Origin of the sequence: Streptomyces sp. NPDC021096 (assembly GCF_040641275.1) — a bacterium.
GTDB lineage: Bacteria > Actinomycetota > Actinomycetes > Streptomycetales > Streptomycetaceae > Streptomyces.
On record NZ_JBFADG010000001.1, the window covers coordinates 254,400 to 276,956 of the forward strand.

The 22,557-nt window shown below is 72.9% G+C and carries 14 protein-coding genes; 6 read left to right on the forward strand and 8 right to left on the reverse strand.

The window, feature by feature from the left end:
• The first annotated feature begins 73 nt into the window (after positions 1-73).
• Positions 74-1,252, forward strand: a complete 1,179-nt coding sequence (gene moeZ / locus AB0G59_RS01210; RefSeq protein WP_071963277.1) for an adenylyltransferase/sulfurtransferase MoeZ — start codon at positions 74-76, stop codon at positions 1,250-1,252.
• A gap of 111 nt (positions 1,253-1,363) precedes the next feature.
• Here the strand turns inward: moeZ and AB0G59_RS01215 are convergent, their stop codons facing one another.
• The 7 genes from AB0G59_RS01215 to AB0G59_RS01245 form a co-directional block, all read right to left on the reverse strand.
• Entirely contained in the window at positions 1,364-2,914 is a 1,551-nt protein-coding gene (locus AB0G59_RS01215; RefSeq protein WP_360906727.1) for an alpha/beta hydrolase, read from the reverse strand.
• A 63-nt stretch (positions 2,915-2,977) separates the two neighbouring features.
• On the reverse strand, positions 2,978-4,039 hold the full coding sequence (locus AB0G59_RS01220) for a hypothetical protein (RefSeq protein WP_360906729.1): 1,062 nt from the start codon (positions 4,037-4,039) through the stop codon (positions 2,978-2,980).
• Between the two features lie 152 nt (positions 4,040-4,191).
• Positions 4,192-5,751 carry an alpha/beta hydrolase gene (locus tag AB0G59_RS01225; RefSeq protein WP_360906731.1) on the reverse strand — a complete coding sequence of 520 codons (1,560 nt, stop codon included), beginning with the start codon at positions 5,749-5,751 and terminating at the stop codon, positions 4,192-4,194.
• 95 nt (positions 5,752-5,846) lie between these two features.
• Positions 5,847-7,850, reverse strand: a complete 2,004-nt coding sequence (locus AB0G59_RS01230; protein ID WP_360906733.1) for an ABC transporter permease — start codon at positions 7,848-7,850, stop codon at positions 5,847-5,849.
• Complete coding sequence (gene modA / locus AB0G59_RS01235; protein WP_360906735.1) at positions 7,847-8,617, reverse strand: molybdate ABC transporter substrate-binding protein; 771 nt, start codon at positions 8,615-8,617, stop codon at positions 7,847-7,849. Before modA ends, AB0G59_RS01230 begins: the two co-directional genes overlap by 4 nt.
• Positions 8,618-8,631: 14 nt before the next feature.
• On the reverse strand, positions 8,632-9,033 hold the full coding sequence (locus tag AB0G59_RS01240) for a helix-turn-helix transcriptional regulator (RefSeq protein WP_360906738.1): 402 nt from the start codon (positions 9,031-9,033) through the stop codon (positions 8,632-8,634).
• Between the two features lie 283 nt (positions 9,034-9,316).
• Positions 9,317-12,073, reverse strand: coding sequence for a flippase-like domain-containing protein (locus tag AB0G59_RS01245; protein ID WP_360906740.1), 2,757 nt, complete (start codon positions 12,071-12,073; stop codon positions 9,317-9,319).
• A 207-nt stretch (positions 12,074-12,280) separates the two neighbouring features.
• On the opposite strand from AB0G59_RS01245, the gene AB0G59_RS01250 reads away from it, so the two are divergent.
• From AB0G59_RS01250 to nudC, 5 genes are all read left to right on the forward strand, one after another.
• Complete coding sequence (locus AB0G59_RS01250) at positions 12,281-12,637, forward strand: MGMT family protein (protein ID WP_360906742.1); 357 nt, start codon at positions 12,281-12,283, stop codon at positions 12,635-12,637.
• Between the two features lie 221 nt (positions 12,638-12,858).
• A complete protein-coding gene (locus AB0G59_RS01255; RefSeq protein ID WP_360906744.1) occupies positions 12,859-16,131 on the forward strand; it encodes an ATP-dependent DNA helicase in 3,273 nt (1,090 codons plus the stop codon).
• 30 nt (positions 16,132-16,161) lie between these two features.
• Complete coding sequence (locus AB0G59_RS01260; RefSeq protein WP_360906747.1) at positions 16,162-19,653, forward strand: ATP-dependent DNA helicase; 3,492 nt, start codon at positions 16,162-16,164, stop codon at positions 19,651-19,653.
• Positions 19,654-19,700: 47 nt separating this feature from the next.
• Positions 19,701-21,158 (forward strand): M20/M25/M40 family metallo-hydrolase, encoded by a 1,458-nt coding sequence (locus tag AB0G59_RS01265; protein WP_360906749.1) that lies wholly within the window; start codon positions 19,701-19,703, stop codon positions 21,156-21,158.
• Between the two features lie 105 nt (positions 21,159-21,263).
• Positions 21,264-22,193: an NAD(+) diphosphatase gene (gene nudC / locus AB0G59_RS01270; protein ID WP_360906751.1), complete on the forward strand. Its 930-nt coding sequence runs from the start codon at positions 21,264-21,266 to the stop codon at positions 22,191-22,193.
• 18 nt (positions 22,194-22,211) lie between these two features.
• Here nudC and AB0G59_RS01275 read toward each other — a convergent pair whose 3' ends face one another.
• On the reverse strand, positions 22,212-22,454 hold the full coding sequence (locus AB0G59_RS01275) for a mycoredoxin (protein WP_071963288.1): 243 nt from the start codon (positions 22,452-22,454) through the stop codon (positions 22,212-22,214).
• Between the last annotated feature and the right edge of the window lie 103 nt (positions 22,455-22,557).

A 22,557-nucleotide genomic window follows, 5' to 3' on the forward strand; every position in this document is an offset into this window, starting at 1 on the left:
GCAGGGTTACAGGGGAAGAACAGAACGCTGCCTCTATGTTCCCCGCACCCGTGGGGATGACCCTGGAGACCCCGTGTCGCTGCCACCCCTGGTCGAGCCGGCTGCCGAGCTCACCGTCGACGAGGTCCGTCGGTACTCCCGTCACCTGATCATCCCGGACGTCGGGATGGACGGGCAGAAGCGCCTGAAGAACGCCAAGGTGCTCTGCGTGGGTGCCGGCGGTCTCGGTTCCCCCGCCCTCATGTACCTGGCCGCGGCCGGCGTCGGCACGCTCGGCATCGTGGAGTTCGACGAGGTCGACGAGTCGAACCTGCAGCGCCAGATCATCCACAGCCAGTCGGACATCGGTCGCTCCAAGGCCGCCTCCGCCCGGGACACGGTGCTGGGCATCAACCCCTATGTGAACGTCGTCCTGCACGAGGGCCGCCTCGAGGCGGACAACGTGATGGAGATCTTCTCCCAGTACGACCTGATCGTCGACGGCACGGACAACTTCGCCACGCGGTACTTGGTCAACGACGCCTGCGTGCTGCTGAACAAGCCGTACGTCTGGGGTTCGATCTACCGCTTCGACGGACAGGCGTCCGTCTTCTGGAGCGAGCACGGCCCCTGCTACCGCTGCCTGTACCCCGAGCCCCCGCCGCCCGGCATGGTGCCCTCCTGCGCCGAGGGCGGCGTCCTGGGCGTGCTCTGCGCGTCGATCGGCTCCATCCAGGTCAACGAGGCCATCAAGCTGCTGGCCGGCATCGGCGACCCGCTCGTCGGCCGGCTCATGATCTACGACGCCCTCGAGATGACCTACCGGCAGGTCAAGGTCCGCAAGGACCCCGACTGCGCGGTCTGCGGCAAGAACCCGACTGTCACCGAGCTCATCGACTACGAGGCCTTCTGCGGCGTCGTCTCCGAGGAGGCCCAGCAGGCGGCGGCCGGCTCGACGATCACTCCCGCGCAGCTCAAGGAGTGGATCGACGGCGGCGAGAACATCGACATCATCGACGTCCGCGAGCCGAACGAGTACGAGATCGTCTCCATCCCCGGCGCCCGGCTGATCCCCAAGAACGAGTTCCTGATGGGCAGCGCCCTGCAGGACCTGCCGCAGGACAAGAAGATCGTCCTGCACTGCAAGACGGGTGTCCGGTCGGCGGAGGTGCTGGCCGTGCTGAAGTCGGCCGGCTTCTCCGACGCGGTCCACGTCGGCGGCGGCGTGATCGGCTGGGTCAACCAGGTCGAGCCGCAGAAGCCGGTGTACTGACGGTACGGCGTAGTAGATAGAACGGTACGGCGTAGACAAAAAGGGGCGGTCCGCTGCGGCGGGCCGCCCCTTCGCCGTGACTACGAGCGCCTTCCGCGCTCTACGTGCACGTCACCTGCACGTCGTGCCGTTCGCCGGGGCCTTGCCCTCCAGCAGGTGGGCGTTCACGGCCTTCGTCGCGCACGCGTTGACCCCGTAGGTGCCGTGTCCCTCGCCCTTGACCGTGAGGAGGACGCCGACGCTCCTGCCGAGCCTCTCGGCCATCCGCTCCGCGCCGGCCACCGGCGTCGCCGGGTCGCCCGCGTTGCCGATCACCACGATCGGCGCCGAGCCCTCCGCGCTCACGTCCGGGGTCTTCCACTTGCCCTTCACCGGCCAGTCCGTGCAGGCCAGCAGCGACCAGGCGGCGGACTCCCCGAACACCGGCGAGGCCGCACGGAACTCCGGCAGGCGCTGCTTGACGTCGGCCACGGTGTAGCGCTGTTCCGCGTCGGCACAGGAGATGGCCCGGTTGGCGGCCTGGAGGTTGTTGTAGCGGCCGTCGGGGCTGCGGCCGGAGATGCTGTCGAAGAGCAGCAGGAGCGTATTGCCGGTGCCCTTGCGCATGGCCTCCTGGAGGCCGGCGGTCAGGTACTTCCACGTGTCCTTCGAATACAGCGCGGCCGCGATGCCGTTGACCGCCTCGTCCTGGGTGAGCTTGCGCCCCTGGGCGGTGGGCAGCGGGGCGGCGTCGAGCTTCTTCAGCAGGGCGGTGATCTCGCCCTGCGACGGGCAGCCGCCGGAGCCGCCCGAAGTGCCGCAGTCCTTGAGGTAGTTGTCGAGGGCGAGCTGGAAGCCCTTGGTCTGGCCGAGGCTGCCCTGCAGCGGGTCCTGGGTCGGGTCCACGACCGCGTCGAGGACGGTCCGGCCGACGTTCTTCGGGAACAAGTGGGCGTAGACGGCGCCCAGTTCCGTGCCGTACGAGATGCCGAAGTAGTGCAGCTTCTCCTCGCCGAGCGCGGCCCGGATCCGGTCGAGGTCGCGGGCGGCGCTGACCGTGTCCACGTGGGGGAGGACCTTCGAGGAGTTCTTGGCGCACGCCTCGATGTACGCCTTGTTCGACGCGAGCGTCTCCCGCAGCTCGGCGTCGTCGTCGGGCGTGCCGTCGATCTGGAACGCGGCGTCGAGCTCCTTGTCGCTCTGGCACCGCACGCCCGCGCTCTCGCCCACGCCGCGCGGGTCGAAGCTCACGAGGTCGTAGCGGGCGTGCAGCTTGTCGTACTCGTCCGCCAGGGACGGCAGCCCGGCCACCCCCGAGCCGCCGGGCCCGCCGAAGTTGAAGACGAGCGAGCCGATGCGGTCCTGCTTCTTACGCGCGACGCTGCGGATCAGCGCCAGCTCGATCTTCTCGCCGTCCGGCTTGCCGTAGTCGAGCGGTACGGGCAGCTTGCCGCACTCCCACGCCTTGCCGGGAGCCTTGCCGGCGCCCTGCGCCGCGGTGGGGGCCTCGCACCGCTTCCAGTCGACCGTGACGCCCGGGGCCCGGCCCTTGCCCTCGGCACCGCTGCTTCCGCTGCCCGCCCCGCCGTCTCTGCCCTCGCCGCAGCCCGTGGCGGTGGCCGCGAGGGCGATGACGAGGGACGCGGAGGCGAGGGCGGTGGCCCTTGGGCGTGTGGGACTCATTCCACCGACTCTACGGATGAATCGCCCGGCACAAGGGGTGCGACCCCCGGCGTACGGTCGCCGTCAGACGGAGTGCAGGGGCGCGCAGCCCATGCGACTCGCCACCGCGTCCACGAAGTCGGGGAAGGCCTCGCGCGGGTCGTCGAGGCGGGTGCCGGTGCGGCCGGGGCCCGTGCGCATGGTGAAGACCGTGGGGCGGCCGGCGCAGTCGGCGCGTATGAGCGCCCCCGACGCCTCGATCCGACCCTGGGCGCGCCAGCCGGGCCCGGGCGGGCCGTCGCCCGTGAGGCCGTCGAACAGGGCGACGATCCTGGGCCGGGCGACCATCGTGAACCTGGCCGCCCACTGGCCGTCGCCGGCCACCGCGCAGGTCTGGAAGCCGTCGTGCGCGCTGCCGGCCGCGGGCCGGGCCGCGGTGAGGCCGGGCAGGGGGACCGGGCAGGCGGTGGTCGGGGTGGGTGGTGTTCGGGTGTCTGGTGTCGACGTGTCCGGTGGGATCGGTTGGTCTTGGGGGGCGGGTGAATTTTGTGGGGTCGGTGCTTCCTCTCGGGTTTCCACCTCGCCCGCGCAGCCCGTCGCCTTCGTGGCGCGGTTCGCGGCCTCCACCAGCAGCCGGCCCGTCCTGGCGGGGCTCGAGTCGAAGGAACCCGAGACCGTGACCACCGAAGGTCTGCCGTCCACGTCGCACGACTCGGGCAGGACCAGGGTGCCGGTGTCGGCCGTGACGAAGCCCGGCAGATCGTCCGGGAGGGCCGCGTCACCCCCGGCGAACAGCCCGGACAGCCACGCCCGGCGCTCCTCCTGTGCCCGTGGCCCCGTCTCGTAGCGCACCTCCAGCTGCCGGCGCGGTGCGTCCGGGCCGCGGCCGCCGCTCCAGCTGAGCGTGCACCGGCCGTGGGGGCGGCCGGCGGTGGGGGCACTCTCGCGGACCGAGCGGTGACGGGCGTCCTCGCGGAACGGCCCGCCGTCCGCCCGCCACGTGCCCCAGCAGTACTCCGGTTTGGTCAGCGGTCTGAACTGCGTCTGCCACAGGGCCATCAGGGCCGCCAGCAGTGCCGCGATGGCCAGGGCACCGGTGAGCGTCCGGGCGCGCCGGTCGGTGCGGCTGCGCGGTCTGTGCGCCATCGCATGGCCCCCTCTCGCCCCCGTCGGTCGGCTGCAACTCGTCCGTCGTCTGCGGAACTTCTGTGCGGGCGATGGTAGTGCGGGCCACTGACATTCGGTCCGGCGGAGTTCGTATTACCGGTGTGATGTGCTATGGGTGCTATCAGTACACCTTATGAGCAGATCTTATGGGCGTCCGGAACGGTACCTTCCAACAGGTATGCGTCGACAGCGGTCTTCACGCACGCATTACCGCTGTCGTACGCCCCATGGCCTTCGCCCCGGTACGTCATCTCCACGCCCACCCCCGGGCCCAGCTCCTGGGCCATCTTGTGCGCTCCCTCGTAAGGAGTCGCCGGGTCACCGGTGTTGCCGACGACGAGGACGGGCGCGGAGCCCTTCGCGCTCACATCGGGCGTCTGCCATTCGCCCTTTGCGGGCCAACCGGTGCACTGCAGCAGGCTCCACGCCATGAACTCCCCGAAGACCGACGACGCCCTGCGGAACTCCGGCACCTTCCCCTCGATCTCGGCCGCCGTGTAGCGCTGGGCGAAGTCCGCACATGTGATGGCGTTCAACGACGCCTGGAGCGAGCTGTACTTGCCGTCCTGGGCGCGCCCGTTCATGGAGTCGCCCAGCGCGAGCAGGATCTTCCCGTCGCCGTTCTCCGCGTCCTCCACGCCCTCGGTGAGGTAGTCCCAGAAGTCCCGTGAGTACAGGGACTGGGCGATGCCGCTGGTGGCGAGGGACTGGGTGAGGTCACGGCCGCCGCCGCCCGGCACGGGGTTCTTCTGCAGACGGTTGAGCAGATCTCCGATCTGTTGCTCCGTCGGGCAGTTGTCGGACGTCTTCACGCACGCGGCCATGTAGTTGCCGAGCGCCAGCTGGAAGCCGCTCGCCTGCGCGAGCGCGCTCTGCACGGGGTCGCTGGAGGGGTCCACCACGGCGTCCAGGAGGGCGCGGCCGACGTTCTTCGGGAACAAGTGGGCGTAGACACCGCCCAGTTCCGTCCCGTACGAGACACCGAAGTAGTGCAGCTTGGCGTCGCCCAGCACCTGGCGCATCAGGTCCATGTCGCGGGCGGCGTTCGTCGTGCCCACGTGCGGCAGGATCTTGCCGGAGTTCTTGCTGCAGCCCGCCGCGTACTGCTCGACCCTTTCGACCAGGGCCTTCTCCTCCTCCTTCGTGGCGGGCGTGGCGTCGGCCGCGTAGTAGGCGTCGAGTTCCTTGTCGCCCAGGCAGGTCACTCCGCTGCTGCGGCCGACGCCGCGCGGGTCGAAGCTGACCAGGTCGTAGCGGGTGCGCAGGGTGCGGTAGTCGTCGGCGAAGGCCGGGAGCGTGGTGATGCCGGAGCCGCCCGGGCCGCCGAAGTTGAAGATCAGCGAGCCGATGCGGTGGGCCGGGTCGGTGGCCTTGGCGCGGATCATGGCGATGCCGATGCTGTCGCCGTCGGGGTGGGCGTAGTCGAGGGGCGCGCGCAGCGTCGCGCATTCCCACTCGTCGCCCGGGGGCCTGCCCGCCCCGCTGTCCTCGCCGGGGCTCGGCGCGGGGCACCTCTTCCAGTCCAGCTTCTGGCCGCCGGCGGCGGTGTCGGTGCCGGCGGCGACGCCGGTGCCGGTGCCGGGGGCGTTGCCGCCGATGCCGCCGTCGCAGCTGGTGGCGGTGGCGAGGAGCAGCACCACGGTGGCGAGCAGGGCGCCGGCCGCCCGTACGGATCTGGACACGGGTCCCATCCTCCGGGCGGGACGGCGGGGGGCGCGCGGTGTGCGGGGCGTACGGGTTACGGGGCGTACGGGTTGCGGGGCGTACGGGTTGCGGGGTGTACGGGTTAAGCGGGCACGAACCTGACTTCTGTCGCCTTGACGCTCACCCATACCGGGGTGCCCTCGGCCAGGGCTAGGTCCGCGGCGGCCGCGGGGGTGATCTCGGCGACCACGTCCGGCTCGCCGTCGACTAGGACGCGCATCCTGCCGCCCTGGGCGGTGAGCTCGCGGATGGTGCCGGGCCAGACGTTGCGGGGGCTGCCGGTGGGGCGGGTGGTGTGGAGGGATACGGCCTCCGGGGGGATCACTGCCAGGCCGGTGGTGGGGGTGGGGGTGGGTCTTGGTGTGGGGGTGGGTGGGTGCTGCGGTGTTGTCGTCAGGCTTGCGCCGTTGTTCAGGAGGATCGTTCCCTCCGGGGTCGCCTTGCCGGGCCATGCGTTGTGGCCGAGCATGTGGGCCACCCAGGGGGAGCGGGGGTGGCGGGTCAGCTCGGCGGGCGTGGCGTACTGCAGCGTGCGGCCGTCCTCCAGGACCAGGACGTGGTCGGCCAACGACACGGCCTCGACGGGGTCGTGGGTGACGATCAGGCAGACGCCGGGGAAGTCGGCGAGATGCGTGCGGAGCGTCTGGCGCACGTGGGCCCGGGTGGACTGGTCCAGCGCCGCCAGGGGTTCGTCCAGGAGGAGCAGGCGGGGGCGGGCGGCCAGGGCGCGGGCGAGTGCCACGCGCTGGGCCTGGCCGCCGCTGAGGTGGGCGGGCCTGCGGTGGGACAAGGGGCCCACGCCCAGGCGGTCGAGCCAGTGCTGTGCCTCTCGGTGGGCTTCCGTTTTGGGGACGCCCTGGGTGCGGAGGCCGTAGGCGGTGTTGGCGAGGGCGGTGAGGTGGGGGAAGAGGGCGCCGTCTTGGGGGACCCAGGCGATGCGGCGGTGGTGGGGTGGGAGGGTGGCGGCGTCCCTGGTGTCGGGGGCGTCGCCCAGGTGGAGCGTTTTTGGTGTGGCGCGGGTGGTCAGGCCCAGGAGGGCGCGGAGCAGGGTTGTCTTGCCGGCGCCGTTCGGGCCCACTACGGCGATCGTGGTTCCGGCTTGGGCCTGAAGCGTTGCTTCTACAGCACCGCTGACCGTGGTGCGCAGAGGGTGTTCCTTGGTGCGGGGCCGGGGCGGGACGGGCCCTTCTGGGGCTGCATGATTTACGGCCGCTTCCGTCTCCTGTGACGGTTGCCCAGAATGCGGCCGCAAATCACGCTTTACGCCCCTGCCAGGGCCCGTCCCGCCCCGGCCCCTCCCGGCCGTCGGCGGCTGCAGCCAGCGGCCCCTGAGGGAGAGCAGGACCGCGGTCGCGATCGCCAGGAGGAGGAGCGACACCGCTGTCGCGCCCTCCGGGTCGTCCTGGAGGAGCAGGTAGACCTGGAGGGGGAGGGTCTGGGTCGTACCGGGGAGGTTGCCCGCGAACGTGATCGTCGCCCCGAACTCCCCCAGCGCGCGGGCCCAGCACAGCGCCGCCCCCGCGAAGAGGCCCGGGGCCACCATGGGGAGCGTGATCGTGCGGAAGGTGTGGAGGGGGGTGGCGCCCAGGGTTGTCGCCACCTCTTCGTAGCGGGGGTGGAGGTTCGCGAGTGCGCCCTCGAGACTGATCACCAGGAACGGCATGGCCACGAACGTGGAGGCGAGTACTGCTCCTGTGGTGGAGAAGGGGAGGGTGATGCCGAACCATGCGTCTAGATGCGTGCCGATGATGCCCCGTCGGCCGTAGCCCTGGAGCAGGGCTACGCCTGCGACGGTGGGTGGGAGCACCATCGGGAGCATTACCAGGCAGCGTACGAACGCCTTGCCGCGGAAGGGGACGCGCGCCAGCAGCCAGGCGAGCGGTACGCCCAGGGCGAGGGAGAGCAGGAGGGCCCAGACCGAGACCGTGAGGCTGAGGGTCAGGGCCTGGGTGACCTCGTGCGAGGTGAGGCGGGTGGGGAGCGTGGCCCAGGGCGTACGGGCGAGGATGCCGGCCAGGGGCAGGAGCAGGAACGCCACGGCCAGGGCGGCCGGCAGCGCGAGGGTCAGGGGAGCGCGGATCCTCACGGCTGCTGGAAGCCGGCGGACCGGAGGAGGTTCTGGGCCTCGGGCGAGGTCAGCCACTTGACGAAGTCGGCGGCCTCGTTGCTGTGCCGGGAGGACTTGAGCGCGGCGGCCGGGTAGGAGGCCACCGCGTTCTGGGCGTCGGGGACGGTCACGGTGGCGACCTTGTCCTTGGCCGCGGCGGCATCGGTGACGTAGACGATGCCCGCGTCCGCCTCGCCGAGCGAGACCTTGCTCAGCACGGCACGGACGTTGGGCTCCTGGGAGACCGGCTTGACGGTGACGTGCTGGTCGTCGAGGACCTTCTTGCTGTAGCGGCCCACGGGCACCTCGGGGGCGGCGAGGACGACCTTCAGGTCGTCCTTGGAGAGGTCGGAGAGCCCCTCGATCTTCTTCGGGTTGCCGGGGGCGGTGGCGATCGTCAGCCGGTTCTTCGCGATGACGGTGGGGGCTGCGGTCTCCTGCTTGAGGCCGTCCATCGTCTTCGTGTCGGCCGTCACGAGGGCGTCGGCGGGGGCGCCCTGGCGTACCTGTGCGGCCAGCTCCTGCGAACCGGCGAAGGAGAACTTCACCGTGGTGCCCGGGTGCGCCTTTTCGTACGCCGCGCCCGCGCTCTTGAAGACGTCGGTGAGGGAGGCCGCGGCCAGGACCGTCAGGGTGGTCTTCTCCTTGGCGTCGTCGGCCTTGCCGGAGTCGTTGCCACAGGCGGTGAGGGGCGTCAGCAGGGCTGCTGCCAGGAGCGCGGTGGCTGCGGTACGGGCGCGGTGCATGGTCTCTCCTGGCGTCAGGCGCGGTCGATGTGGACGTTGGTGGCCTTCACCCGGGCCACGGCTTCCATCCCGACCGCGAGGCCCAGCTCCTCCACGGCCTCGCGGGTGAGGAGGGAGACGAGCCGGTGCGGGCCGGCCTGGATCTCGACCTGGGCGGCCACGTCGCCGAGCTTGACGGCGGTGATGATCCCGGCGAAGGCGTTCCGGGCGGTGGTGTACGCGGTGTCCTCGCCCTCGGCACTGTGCGCCTCGGCGGCGAGCGCCACGGAGAACGCCGCGAGGTCGGCCCCCTTGATCAGCCGCTTCCCGGCGTCGTCCCGCTCAGTGGGCATCCGCCCCGCGTCGGCCCAACGCCGAACCGTATCGGGACTGACGCCCAGCAGACGGGCAGCCTGCCCGATGGTGTACGACCGCATACGCGGCACGGTATGGCCATGCACCTCGCAGATGCAAGGCGGAACGTGCGGTCCAGCTGGCAAATCAAGCCCGTCCGGCGTTTGAGGACAACTGCGGTGCCGGTGGGCACACCCGTGCCGGGCCGCCACAATCCAGCCCGTCCGGCGTTTGAGGACACCCCCCGGCGCCGGGCGCCGAATCCCGTGCCCTCAGCCCCGCCGCGGCGGTGCCGGGCACCGAATTCCAGCCCGTCCGGCGTTTGAGGACCCGCCGCCGGCGGCCCGGCATCCGCCCCGCCGCCCCCTAGATCGCACCCTTACGCGTCAGCTGGTTGAAGCACAGCCACCCCGGCAACACCGGCAACCAGAACGTCATCAGCCGATACAGCAGCACCGCCGGCGCCGCCGTCTCCGCCGGCAGGCCGGCCAGGGTGAGGGCGCCGATCAGGACGCCCTCCACCGCGCCCACGCCGCCCGGCGTCGGCGCCGCCGAGCCCAGGGCGTTGCCGGCGAGGAAGACGACGGCCACGCTCGCGTAGCTCAGCTCGCCGCCGAAGGCGCGGATGGAGGTGTCGAGGCACATCACGAAGGCGGCCGACAGCAGCAGCCAGCCGCCGATGCCGTTGACGACCTTGCGGGGGCGCTGCAGGAGGTCCAGCATGCGCGGCACGACGCCCGCGAACAGCGACCGCACCCGGGTGGAGACGAACTTGCGCAGGAAGGGGACCGCCGTGACGACGAGCACCAGGACGGCCGCCGTCAGCAGGCCGCCGATGACCGTGCGGGACGGCGGGAGCGCCGAGGACGTGCGCTCGGTGCCGGTGATGTAGCCGAAGGTCAGCAGCAGGACGATGTGGCAGGCCAGGCCGAAGAGCTGGGAGGCTCCGACGCTGGCCACCGCGAGCCCGGGGCGCAGGCCCGCGCGCTGCAGGAAGCGGGTGTTCAGGGCCACGCCGCCGACCGCCGCCGGGGCGACCAGCTTCACGAAGGAGCCCGCGACCTGGGCGAGCACGGTGCGGCCGAAGGGGACCTTCTCGGGGACGAAGCCCAGCAGGCTCATCGCCGCCGCGAGGTAGCTCAGCGCGGAGAAGCCGGCGGCGGCCGCGACCCAGTACCAGTTGGCCTGGTCGACGAGCTCGCCGAGCTTGACGTGGGCGAGCTGGGAGAGCAGGACGTAGGCGGCGATGGCGCCGGCGATGGAGCTGATCAGCGTGCGGGGCTTGATGCGCTCCAGGCGTACGGGCTCTATGGGGGCCTGGGGGCGGATGAGGAGGACCTGGCGGCGGATCTGCGCGAGGAGGTCCTCCTCGCGGGCCTCCTCGGCGGCCTCGTCGAGGGCCTGCTTCTCGGCCTTCCGCTCGGCCTTGAGGGTCTTCTTGAGGTCGCCCCTGTCCTCCTCGGCGCCCGCTTCGGCGCGCTCGCGGGCCTTCTCCTCCCGGGCGATGCGGGAGGCCTCCAGGGCGGCCTCGCGCTCGCGGTGCGCGCGTTCGCGGGCGATCTGGCGCAGGGTCGCGCGGCTGGAGCGGGTGAGGGCGATGGGCTGCAGGAGGGGGAGGCTGTCGGCCACGGCCTCGGGGCCGATGACGGCGACGGCCGCGGCCACCGCGCGCTCGGCGCCGACGCGCAGGCCGAGCGTGGTGAGCAGCTGGGCGACGTCCATGCGCAGGACCAGGTCGCCGGCGGCGATCTCGCCGCCGCGCAGGTCGGTCAGGACGACATTGCCGGAACGATCCACCAGGAGGGCGTCGCCGTCGAGCCTGCGGTGGGCGATGCGGCGCGACTGCAGGGCCTGGACCTGGCGCCAGGCGCCGGCCATCAGTTCGTCGGTGATCTCCTCGTCGGGGAGGGCGTCGAGGGTGCGGCCGCCGATGTGCTCGTAGACGAGCATGACGGCGTCCGGGCCGAGCTCGGAGGTGGCGATGAGCTTGGGCGCGTTGGCGCCGGCGGCGATGGCCGCGTAGGCGAGCAGCGCCTCCTGCTCGAGGGCCTGGCGCAGGGACACCAGGCTGCGGCGCTGGATGATGCCGCGCAGGGCCAGCCGCTGCCAGACGCGGTAGAAGAAGCCCTGGGCCTGCTGTTCGCGGTCGACGACGGTGACGTCGAGGGGCGGGCCGTCCTCGAGGGTGACGAGGTAGCGGCGGCCCCGGTCGGGGTGCGCGGACGGCTCGGCCTCCGGGGTGTCCTCCTCGGTGCGCAGCGCGCTGACGGGCTTGAAGCCCACGTGCCGCAGGCCCGCCAGGAGGTGCTGGCCGGTGGGGCGCACGTTGGGGGAGCCGACGGCGTAGAGGGTGCCGTAGGCGACGGTCCAGCCGATCAGGACGGTGGTGACGATCGAGAACGGCGTGGTGTAGCCGTTGACCAGCACGGCGAAGGCGTCCAGGAGGAGGACGCCCCACATGGCCACGCGCCAGCGGGGGCGGCGGGACATGCCGACGGCCGTCATGTAGGCGATGACGGGCGCCAGATAGCCGTGCACCGGGTCGGTGAGGCCGCCGGTGGGCGCGCGCTGGGTGAGCGCGGCGCGGATGGACTCGGGCGCGGCCTCGGCCACCCACAGGGCGGTGGCCAGGGAGACGCCGTGGGCGAGGACGGCGGCCAGGACGCCGTCGGCGATGCGCAGGCCGTCGCGTTTGATCAGCCGTTCGATGGCGAAGGCCACCGGGACGATGAAGACGGCGATGTTGGCCGTGAGCCCGGCGAAGCTGGCCAGCAGCTGGGGCGCCTTGCCGGTGCTCTCGCTGACGTCCTGCGCCAGGCCCGTGGTGGTGCCGTGGGCGAACGCCGCGAGGGCGAGCACGAGGGCGATGCCGACGATGCCGAGGAACAGCCGCACGAGGTCGGCCGGGCGGTGGACGCGGGCGGGGAGCAGGGGCTCGTCGCCGGAGACCTTGTCGATGTGATCCTCGCCGCCTTCGCATGTGTACGCGCCGGACTCTTCGGGGTCACCGGGCGTGCCGCGGCCCTCGGGGTCGCCGTGGCAGGGCAGCACTTCGGGGGCGCGCGCCTCTTCAGGAGGCTGCGCGCCCTGCTGCTTGTCGGTCTCTTCTTTGTCTCGTATCACCGGTCACCGCCCGGAAGATGGTGGCATGGCCCGGCCGGGCAAGGGGGTATCAGGGTGCATTTCGGGGGCGCGGACTCCGGATCGTACGCCCTGTAGTGCGGTGACGCACTCTGAGTGATCTTGTGGAATGCGCGGCTCCGGAGGGTGGCAAGGAGCGGTGGCTTCCGCTCCCGTGGGGTGCGACGGGGGATGCGGCAGTATGGACCGGTGAACGAGCTTCCCGAGTACGCAGAGCGGGTGCTGGCCGTCGCCGAGCTGATCCCCCCGGGACGGGTGATGACCTACGGGGACGTCGCCGAGTGGCTCGGCGAGGGCGGGCCCCGGCAGGTCGGCCGGGTCATGGCGCTCTACGGCGGCGCGGTCCCGTGGTGGCGCGTGGTCCGTGCCGACGGCGTGTTGCTGGCCGGGCACGAGCTGCGGGCGCTGGACCACTACCGCCGGGAGGGCACCCCGCTGCGCCAGGCCGGCCCCGCGGCCGAAGGGCACGTGCCCCGGCTCGCGATGGCCCGGGCGCGCTGGGACGGCACGGAAGCGGACGATCCGGATGTGACTCCGCACACCTGACAGCCTCCGTCGCCCACCGGCCGGCGAGCCGCACCCCGGCCCGTGGCCCCAAGGCATTACCCGAACGGATGAGGTCGCCGAAGACCGTCGGCGACCGCCGTGACGCCCTGCGCCCCACCCGTCTTCTGGCGTAGCGTCGGGGGTTCCCCTTCGCACGGGGCCTTGCCCCATCACGGACGGCCGCACGATACTCCGCACTCCCACCAGGACCGGCAACCCACGTGAGTTCCTCCCCCGCTTCCCGCTCGGCGCACCGGCCCGCCCCGGGTACGTACCGCCTGGTGCGCACCCGGCCGGGCCCCGTGGCCCTTCCTGAGCTGGACGCCCGCCAGCGTGCCGTGGTTGACCACGCGCAGGGGCCGCTGCTGGTGCTCGCCGGGCCCGGAACGGGCAAGACGACGACGCTCGTGGAAGCGGTCGCCGAGCGGGTGCGGCGGGGCACCGACCCGGAGCGCATCCTCGTGCTGACCTTCAGCCGTAAGGCGGCCGTGGAGCTGCGCGACCGGATGGCGGCCCGGCTCGGCGGCGCGCACGGGCCGCAGGCGACCACCTTCCACTCCTACTGCTACGCGCTGGTGCGGGCCCATCAGGACGTCGACCTGTTCGCCGACCCGATGCGGCTGCTGTCCGGGCCGGAGCAGGACGTCATGGTCCGCGAGCTGCTCGCGGGCGAGGTCGATCTGGAGCGCGAGGGCCGCAGCAGCGTGCGCTGGCCCGACGAGCTGCGCGCCTGCCTGACCACGCGCGGCTTCGCCGACGAGGTGCGGGCCGTGCTCGCGCGCAGCCGCGAGCTGGGGCTGGGCGCGCGCGACCTGGGCGACTTCGCCCGGCGCGGCGGCCGTCCGGACTGGCTCGCCGCCTCGTCCTTCCTGGCCCAGTACCTGGACGTGCTCGACATGCGCGGCGTCCTCGACTACGCCGAGCTCGTGCACCGGGCCGTCCTGCTCGCGGAGCGCACGGAGGTCGCCGAGCGGCTCGCGCGGCGGTACGACGCCGTCTTCGTCGACGAGTACCAGGACACCGACGCCGCCCAGGTGCGGCTGCTGCGGGCGCTGGCGGGGGGCGGCAGGACGCTCGTCGCCTTCGGTGATCCTGACCAGTCCATCTATGCCTTCCGCGGTGCCGACATCAACGGCATTCTGGACTTTCCCTACGCATTCCCCCGCACGGACGGCTCCGCCGCGCCGGTCGAGGTCCTGACCGTCTCGCGCCGCTCGGGCGCCGGCCTGCTGGCCGCGACCCGGCTGCTCACCCGGCGGATGCCGCTCACCCGCCTGCCGGCCGCGGCCGTACGCGCCCACCGCGAGCTCGGCGCCGTACGGGACGGCGGCCGCGTGGAGGCGTACACCTACCCGACCGCCGGCGGCGAGGTCGACAACATCGCCGACATCCTGCGCCGCGCCCACCTCGAGGACGGCGTCCCCTGGCACGAGATGTCCGTCCTGGTCCGGGCCGGCTCCCGCTCGATACCGGGCCTGCGCCGCGCCCTGACCTCGGCGGGCGTCCCGGTCGAGGTCGACGGCGACGACCTCCCGCTGCGCCACGAACCGGCGGTGGCCCCCCTGCTGACCGCCCTGCGGGCGGTGGCCTCCGCCCCGCCCGGAGACCAGTGGCTCGCGCCCGAGACCGCCCTCACCCTCCTGACCTCCCCCCTGGGCGGCATGGACGCGGCCGACCTGCGCAGGCTGGGCCGCGCCCTGCGCGACGAGGAACGCGCCGCCGGCCAGGCCGTGCCGCGCTCCTCGGACACCCTCGTCGCCGAAGCCCTCGCCGAGCCCGAGCGCCTCGTCGCGCACGACCCGGCGTACGCACGCGGCGCCCAGCGCCTGGGCGCACTCCTGCGCACCGCCCGCGAGCTCCTCGCGAACGGCGGCACCGCCGAAGAGGCCCTGTGGGCCCTGTGGGACGGCACACCCTGGCCCTCCCGCCTCCAGCGGGCGGCACACCGCGGCGGCGCCGCCGGCCGCAACGCCGACCGCGACCTCGACGCCGTGTGCGCCCTCTTCGAGACCGCCGCCCGCGCCGAGGAGCGCACCGGCGGCCGCGGCGCCCTGAACTTCCTGGACGAGCTCGACGCCCAGGACATCGCCGCCGACACCCTCACCCACCGGGCGGTGCGCCCCGACGCCGTCCGGCTGATGACCGCCCACCGCTCCAAGGGCCTGGAATGGCGGCTCGTCGTCGTCGCCGGCGTCCAGGAGGGCCTCTGGCCCGACCTGCGCCGCCGCGGCTCGCTCCTGGAGGCCGACCGCATCGGGCGCGACGGCCTCGCCGAGCCCCTGAGCCCCGGCGCGCTCCTCGCCGAGGAGCGCCGCCTGTTCTACGTGGCCGCCACGCGCGCCCGCGAGCGCCTGATCGTCACCGCCGTCAAGGCGGCGGCAGAGGACGGCGACCAGCCCTCCCGCTTCCTGACCGAACTCGGCACCGAGCCCGTCGACATAACCCAGCGCCCCCGCCGCCCCCTGGCCGTCTCCGCGCTCGTCGCCGAACTGCGCGCCACCACCGTCGACCCCGCCGCCTCCGACGCCCTGCGCGCCGCCGCGGCCGAGCGCCTCGCCACCCTCGCCGCCCTGCGCGACGACGAGGGCCAGCCGCTCGTACCCTCCGCGCATCCGTACCGCTGGTGGGGCCTGGACGAGCCGACGCGCAGCACCGTGCCGCTGCGCGACCCCGACCGGCCCCTCGCACTGTCCGGATCGGCCGTCGGCCAGCTGGCCGGTACGTCCGGCACCTGCTCGCTGCAGTGGTTCCTGGGCCGCGAGGTGAAGGCCGACGCGCCCTCCACCGCCGCCCAGGGCTTCGGCAACGTCGTGCACGTCCTCGCCGACGAGGTCGCCTCCGGCCGCACCCCGGCCGACCTCGCCGTCCTGATGGAGCGCCTGGAATCGGTCTGGGACTCCCTCGCCTTCGACGCCCCCTGGAAGTCGCAGCAGGAGAAGGAGAACGCCCGCGCCGCCCTCGAACGCTTCCTGCGCTGGCACGTGATGGAACGCGGCGGCCGCACTCCCGTCGCCACCGAGCACGGCTTCGACCTCACCCTGAAGGCGGCCGACCACCTCGTGCGCATCCGCGGCTCCATGGACCGCGTGGAGCGCGACGCCGAGGGCCGCGCCTATGTCGTCGACTTCAAGACCGGCAAGGGCACGGTCTCCGCGAACGACGTCGAACACCACCCCCAGCTCGCCGTCTACCAGCTCGCCGTCGAGGAGGGCGCCGTCGACGACCTCTTCCCCGACGGCCGCCCCGCCGCCGGCGGCGCCGAACTCGTCCAGCTGCGCCAGGGCGCCGCGAAGAAGGACGGCGGCGACACCCTCCCCAAGGTCCAGGCCCAGGGACCGCTGGGGGAGGGCGAGTGGATCGGCGACCTCCTCGCCGAGGCCGCCGGCCGGGTGCTCGACGAGCGCTTCGCCCCCCGCCCCGGCCAGCACTGCACGCACTGCTCGTTCCGGGCCTCCTGCACCGCCCGGCCCGAGGGCCGGCAGATCGTGGAGTGAGTGTCAGTGACCCCCGTTAGCGTTTTGGGCGTGACCCCGCGCCTGACCGACCCCGAGCAGCTCAAGGAGCTCCTCGGCATCCCGTTCACCCCGGAGCAGCTGGCCTGCATCACCGCGCCGCTCGCCCCGCAGGTCATCGTGGCCGGAGCCGGCTCGGGCAAGACGACCGTCATGGCCGCCAGGGTCGTCTGGCTCGTGGGCATCGGCCAGGTCGCCCCCGAGCAGGTCCTCGGCCTCACCTTCACCAACAAGGCGGCCGGCGAGCTGTCCGAGCGCGTGCGCAAGGCCCTCACCGAAGCCGGCATCGCCCCCCAGGAGCCGTACGACGAGAGCGGCACGGGCGGCGACCCGCAGATCTCCACCTACCACGCCTTCGCCGGCCGCCTCCTGAAGGAGCACGGCCTGCGCATCGGCCTGGAACCCACCACCAGGCTCCTCGCCGACGCCACCCGCTTCCAGCTCGCCGCCCGCGTCCTGCGCTCCTCCCCGGGCCCGCACCCCGCGCTCACCCGCTCCTTCGCCGACCTCGTCCCCGACCTGCTCGCCCTGGACGGCGAGCTCGCCGAGCACCTCGTACCCCCCGCCCGCCTGCGCGCGTACGACCAGGAGCTGCTGACCACCCTGGACGGCGCCCGGCTCACCAACGGGGACCTGCGCAAGGTGCCCGACACCGCCCGCGCCCGCCTGGAGCTGCTGGACCTGGTCGAGTCCTACCGCCGCGAGAAGCGCTCCCGCGACCTCCTCGACTTCGGCGACCAGATCGCCCTCTCCGCCGAACTCGCCGGCAGCCGGCCCGAAGTGGGCCGCATCCTCCGCGAGCAGTTCGCGGTCGTCCTCCTCGACGAGTACCAGGACACCTCGGTCGCCCAGCGCCTCCTGCTGGCCGGCCTGTTCGGCGGCGGCACGGGCCACGCGGTGACCGCCGTCGGCGACCCCTGCCAGGCCATCTACGGCTGGCGCGGCGCCTCGGTGGCCAACCTGGACGACTTCCCGGACCACTTCCCCCACACCGACGGCCGCCCCGCCGACCGCTACTCCCTCAGCGAGAACCGCCGCAGCGGCGGCCGCCTCCTCCACCTGGCCAACGAGCTCGCCACCGACCTCCGCGAGCGCCACGAAGGCGTCGAGGCGCTGCGCCCCGCCCCCGGTGCCGAGCGCGACGGCGTGGTGCGCTGCGCCCTGCTGCCCACCCACGCCGAAGAGCTCGACTGGCTCGCCGGCTCCCTGGCCCACCTCGTCCGCACCGGCACCCGCCCCGGCGACATCGCGGTCCTGTGCCGCACCGCCACCGACTTCGCCCAGATCCAGGGCGCCCTCGTCGAGCGCGACATCCCCGTGGAGGTGGTCGGCCTGTCCGGCCTCCTCCACCTGCCCGAGATCGCCGACCTCACCGCCGTCTGCGAGGTCCTCCAGGACCCCACGGCCAACGCCGCCCTGGTCCGCCTCCTGATCGGCCCGCGCTGGCGCATCGGCCACCGCGACCTGGCCCTGCTGGGCCGCCGCGCCCGCACCCTCGTGCCCTACGGCAGCACGGGCTCGGATCCCGAACGACGCCTGGCCGAAGCGGTCGAGGGCGTCGACCCGGCCGAGGTGATCTCCCTCGCGGACGCCCTCGACACCTTCCTCACCCCGGACGCCTCCGACGACGGCCTGCCGTTCTCCCCGGAGGCCCGCATCCGCTTCGCCCGCCTGGCGGCCGAACTGCGCGACCTGCGCCGCAGCCTGGGCGACCCGCTGATGGACGTCCTCCACCGCGTGCTGGCCACCACGGGCCTGGAGGTGGAGCTCTCCGCCTCCCCCCACGCCCTGGCGGCCCGCCGCCGGGAGACCCTCACCCAGTTCCTCGACATCGCCGCGGGCTTCGCGGCCGTGGACGGCGAGGCGACGCTGCAGGCCTTCCTGGGCTTCCTGCGCACGGCGGCCCAGTACGAGAAGGGCCTGGACAGCTCGCTCCCCGGCGGGGAGGACACCGTCAAGATCCTCACCGCGCACAAGTCCAAGGGCCTGGAGTGGGACGTGGTGGCGGTGCCGGGCCTGGTGGCGAAGTCCTTCCCGAGCGAGCAGTCCCGCGACTTCTGGACCTCCCAGCCCAAGGTCCTCCCGCACGCCCTGCGGGGCGACGCCGACACCCTGCCCGACGTCCGCTCCTGGGACAGCAAGGGCCTGACGGCCTTCAAGGCCGCCATGAAGTCCCACCAGCACACCGAGGAACTCCGCCTCGGCTACGTCACCTTCACCCGCCCCCGCTCCCTCCTCCTGGGCTCCGCCCACTGGTGGGGCCCGAACCAGGTGAAGCCCCGCGGCCCGTCGGCCTTCCTGGAGGCCCTGCGCGAACACTGCGAGGCGGGCCACGGCGAGATCGAGGCCTGGGCGGACCGCCCCGAGGAGGACGCCAGGAACCCGGCCCTCCAGGAGGAGGCCATGGACCACTCCTGGCCCCTGCCGCTGGACCCCACGTCCCTGCGCCGCCGCCGAGAGGCGGCGGAGGCGGTGCTGACCCACTTGGAGCACCTGGAATCTCCGGCCCCCGAGAAGGCCCACGACCCGGACTGGCCCCCACCGGAGGAGGAGTACGAGGAGGACCTACCGGAGTGGGATTCCCTCCCGACAACGCGCCCGCAGGCGAAAGAAGAAGAACTGTTCCCGCAGCAGCGGACGGCCGGGAGGGGCCGGGGCGGGACGGGCCCTGGCAGGGGCGTAAAGCGTGATGTGCGGCCGCGGTCGGGGTTCGCTGCCCAGGAGACAGAAGCGGCCGTAAATCATGCAGCCCCAGAAGGGCCCGTCCCGCCCCGGCCCCGCACCACCACGGACCTGCTCCCCGAGGAGACCCGCACCCTGGCCTCCTGGGACCGCGACCTGACCGCCCTGGCCACAGAGCTCAAGCGCGCCCGGGCCACGGTGCGCGACGTCGTCGTACCCGCGTCCCTCACGGCCACGCAGCTCGTAGCCCTGGCCGACGACCCGGACGCCTTCGCCCGCGACCTGGCCCGCCCCATGCCGCGCAGGCCCCGCCCCGCCGCCCGCAGGGGCACCCGGTTCCACGCCTGGGTCGAGTCCCGCTTCGAGGAGGTTCCGCTCCCCTTCCCGGGCCCCGACGAGCTCTGGGAGACCGACACCCCGGAGGACGCCCCGGAGATCGAGGACGAGCGCGACCTGGCCGAGCTCAAGGAGGCCTTCGAGCGCACCCCGTACGCCCACCGCACCCCGTACCGCGTGGAGGCGCCGTTCCAGCTCACCCTCGCGGGCCGTCTGATCCGAGGCCGGATAGACGCGGTCTACAGGGGCGTGGGCGGGGACGACCGCGAGCGCTACGAGATCGTCGACTGGAAGACGGCCAGGACCCAGGACGCCGACCCCCTCCAGCTGGCGATCTACCGCCTGGCCTGGGCGGAACAGCGCGGCGTCCCCCTGTCGTCCGTAGGGGCCGCCTTCGTGTACGTACGCGACGGCGAGACGGTCCGCCCGGACGCCCTCCCGGACCGCGCGGGGCTGGAGAAGATCCTCCTGGGGGAGGAAGGATGACGAAACCCGGTCATGGTCACACCGCGTTGGCGGATAGGCTCGATGTCATGAGCAACACCCCGGACACCGCCGTCCGCGCGTACATCGACGCCCACCGCGCCGCGTTCCTCGACGACCTCGCCGAGTGGCTGCGCATCCCGTCGGTGTCGGCCGACCCGGCCCGCGCGGCCGACGTACGGCGCAGCGCGCAGTGGCTGGCGGCGAAGCTCAAGGAGACGGGCTTCCCGACGGTGGAGGTCTGGGAGACGGGGGAGACGGGCACCGACGGTGCCCCCGGTGCCCCCGGCACCGACGGCGCCCCCGCCGTCTTCGCGGAGTGGCCCTCCGGCGAGGAGGACGCCCCCACGGTCCTGGTCTACGGCCACCACGACGTCCAGCCCGCGGCCCGCGAGGACGGCTGGCACACGGACCCCTTCGAGCCGACGACCGTCGACGGCAGGCTGTACGCGCGCGGCGCCGCCGACGACAAGGGCCAGGTGTTCTTCCACACCCTGGGCGTCCGCGCCCACCTGGCCGCCACGGGCCGCACGGCGCCCGCCGTCAACCTCAAGCTGCTGATCGAGGGCGAGGAGGAGTCCGGCTCGCCGAACTTCCCGGCCCTCGTCCACGCCCGCGCCGACCGTCTCGCCTGCGACGCGGTGATCGTCTCGGACACGGGCATGTGGTCGGAGGACACCCCGACCGTGTGCACCGGCATGCGCGGCCTCACCGACTGCCAGATCGACCTGTACGGCCCGGACCAGGACATCCACTCCGGTTCGTTCGGCGGCGCGGTGCCGAACCCGGCCACCGAGGCCGCCCGCCTGGCCGCCGCCCTGCACGACGGGGACCGCCGGGTGGCGATCCCGGGCTTCTACGACGGCATAGTCGAGCTGACCGAGGCGGAGCGCGAGCTGTTCGCGGAGCTGCCGTTCGACGAGAAGCGCTGGCTGGGCGCCGCGCATTCGCACGGCGCCCTCGGCGAGGCCGGCTACAGCACGCTGGAGCGCGTCTGGGCCCGCCCCACCGCCGAGGTGAACGGCATCGGCGGTGGCTACCAGGGCCCCGGCGGCAAGACGATCGTGCCGTCGACGGCCCAGCTGAAGCTGTCGTTCCGCTTGGTCGCGGGCCAGGACGCGGACCGCGTCCAGCAGTCCGTGAGCGCGTGGGTGGCGGCCGCACTGCCGGAGGGGATCCGGCACGAGGTCACCTTCTGGGGCGCGACCCGCCCCTGCCTGACCCCGCTGGACCACCCGGCCCTGCAGTCCGTCGTACGGGCCATGGGCCGCGCCTTCGGGCAGAAGATCCGTTTCACGCGCGAGGGCGGCTCGGGCCCCGCGGCCGACCTGCAGGACGCGCTCGGCGCACCCGTGCTGTTCCTGGGCATCTCGGTGCCCTCGGACGGCTGGCACGCGCCCAACGAGAAGGTCGAGCTGGACCTCCTCATGAAGGGCGTCGAGACCGCCGCCTACCTGTGGGGCGACCTCGCCGCGAGCGGACGCCCCGACCGGCGGCCGAGCCCATGACGCACGGGCCGCGCCGCACCACACAGGCCGCCGCCCCGTAACGCACAGGCCGCGCCCGTGACGCACACGCACCACCACCATCCGTAGGGGGAGTTGGAAGCAGCCGTGACCACCTGGACCGAATTCGCAGCCACCCGGCCCATCACGCTCAGCGGTGCCAGCGGCATCGACCGCGCCGCGCACCACCGCCTGGACGAGGCGTGGATCTCCGCGGCGTGGAGCCACCCCTCGACGCGGGTCTTCGTGGTCTCCGGCGGTCAGGCGCTGATCGACGACACCCCCGACGGCCGTACGGAGCTGGTGATGACGCCGGCCTTCGAGGCGCCCGTCACCGAGACGCACCGCTACTTCCTCGGCCAGGACGAGGACGGAGTGGCCTACTTCGCGCTGCAGAAGGACGCGCTGCCGGGCCGCATGGACCAGTCCGCGCGCCCGGCCGGGCTGCGCGAGGCGGGCCTGTTGCTGTCCCCGCGCGACGCCGGCCTGCTCGTCCACGCGGTCGCCCTGGAGAACTGGCAGCGGCTGCACCGCTTCTGCTCGCGCTGCGGCGAGCGCACGGTCATCGCGGCCGCCGGCCACATCCGCCGCTGCGCGGCCTGCGGCGCGGAGCACTACCCGCGTACCGACCCGGCCGTGATCATGCTGGTCACGGACGAGAAGGACCGTGCGCTGCTGGGCCGCCAGATGCACTGGCCGGAGGGCCGCTTCTCGACGCTCGCGGGCTTCGTCGAGCCGGGCGAGTCCATCGAGCAGGCGGTGCGCCGGGAGGTCGCCGAGGAGGCGGGCGTGACCGTCGGCGAGGTGGAGTACGTCGCGAGCCAGCCCTGGCCCTTCCCGTCCAGCCTCATGCTCGGCTTCATGGCGCGGGCCACGTCCTCCGACATCCAGGTGGACGGCGAGGAGATCCACGAGGCGCGCTGGTTCTCCAGGGAAGAGCTGCGGGCCGCGTTCGCGTCCGGGGAGGTCCTGCCTCCGACCGGCATCTCGATCGCGGCCCGACTGATCGAGCTCTGGTACGGCGAGCCGCTGCCCTAACGGGCCCGGCGACCCCGCTCAGACGCCGATCTTGGCCTTCACCTGGGCCAGCGAGGGGTTGGTGAGCGTGGAGCCGTCCGGGAAGAGAACGGTGGGAACCGTCTGGTTTCCGCCGTTCGCCTTCTCGACGAACGCCGCGGAGTCGGCGTCGAGCTCGATGTTGATCTCGTTGTACGTGATGCCCTCGCGCTCCATCTGGCTCTTCAGCCGGCGGCAGTAGCCGCACCAGGTGGTGCTGTACATCGTCACGCTGCTCGACATGCGACCCGCGCTCCTTTTCCTCGAATTCGTCGGTGCTGTTTCCGGAGGTCTAACGCGCACCTGTACGCGGCCATTCCCTCCAGTAGTACCAGTCGCATTAGTA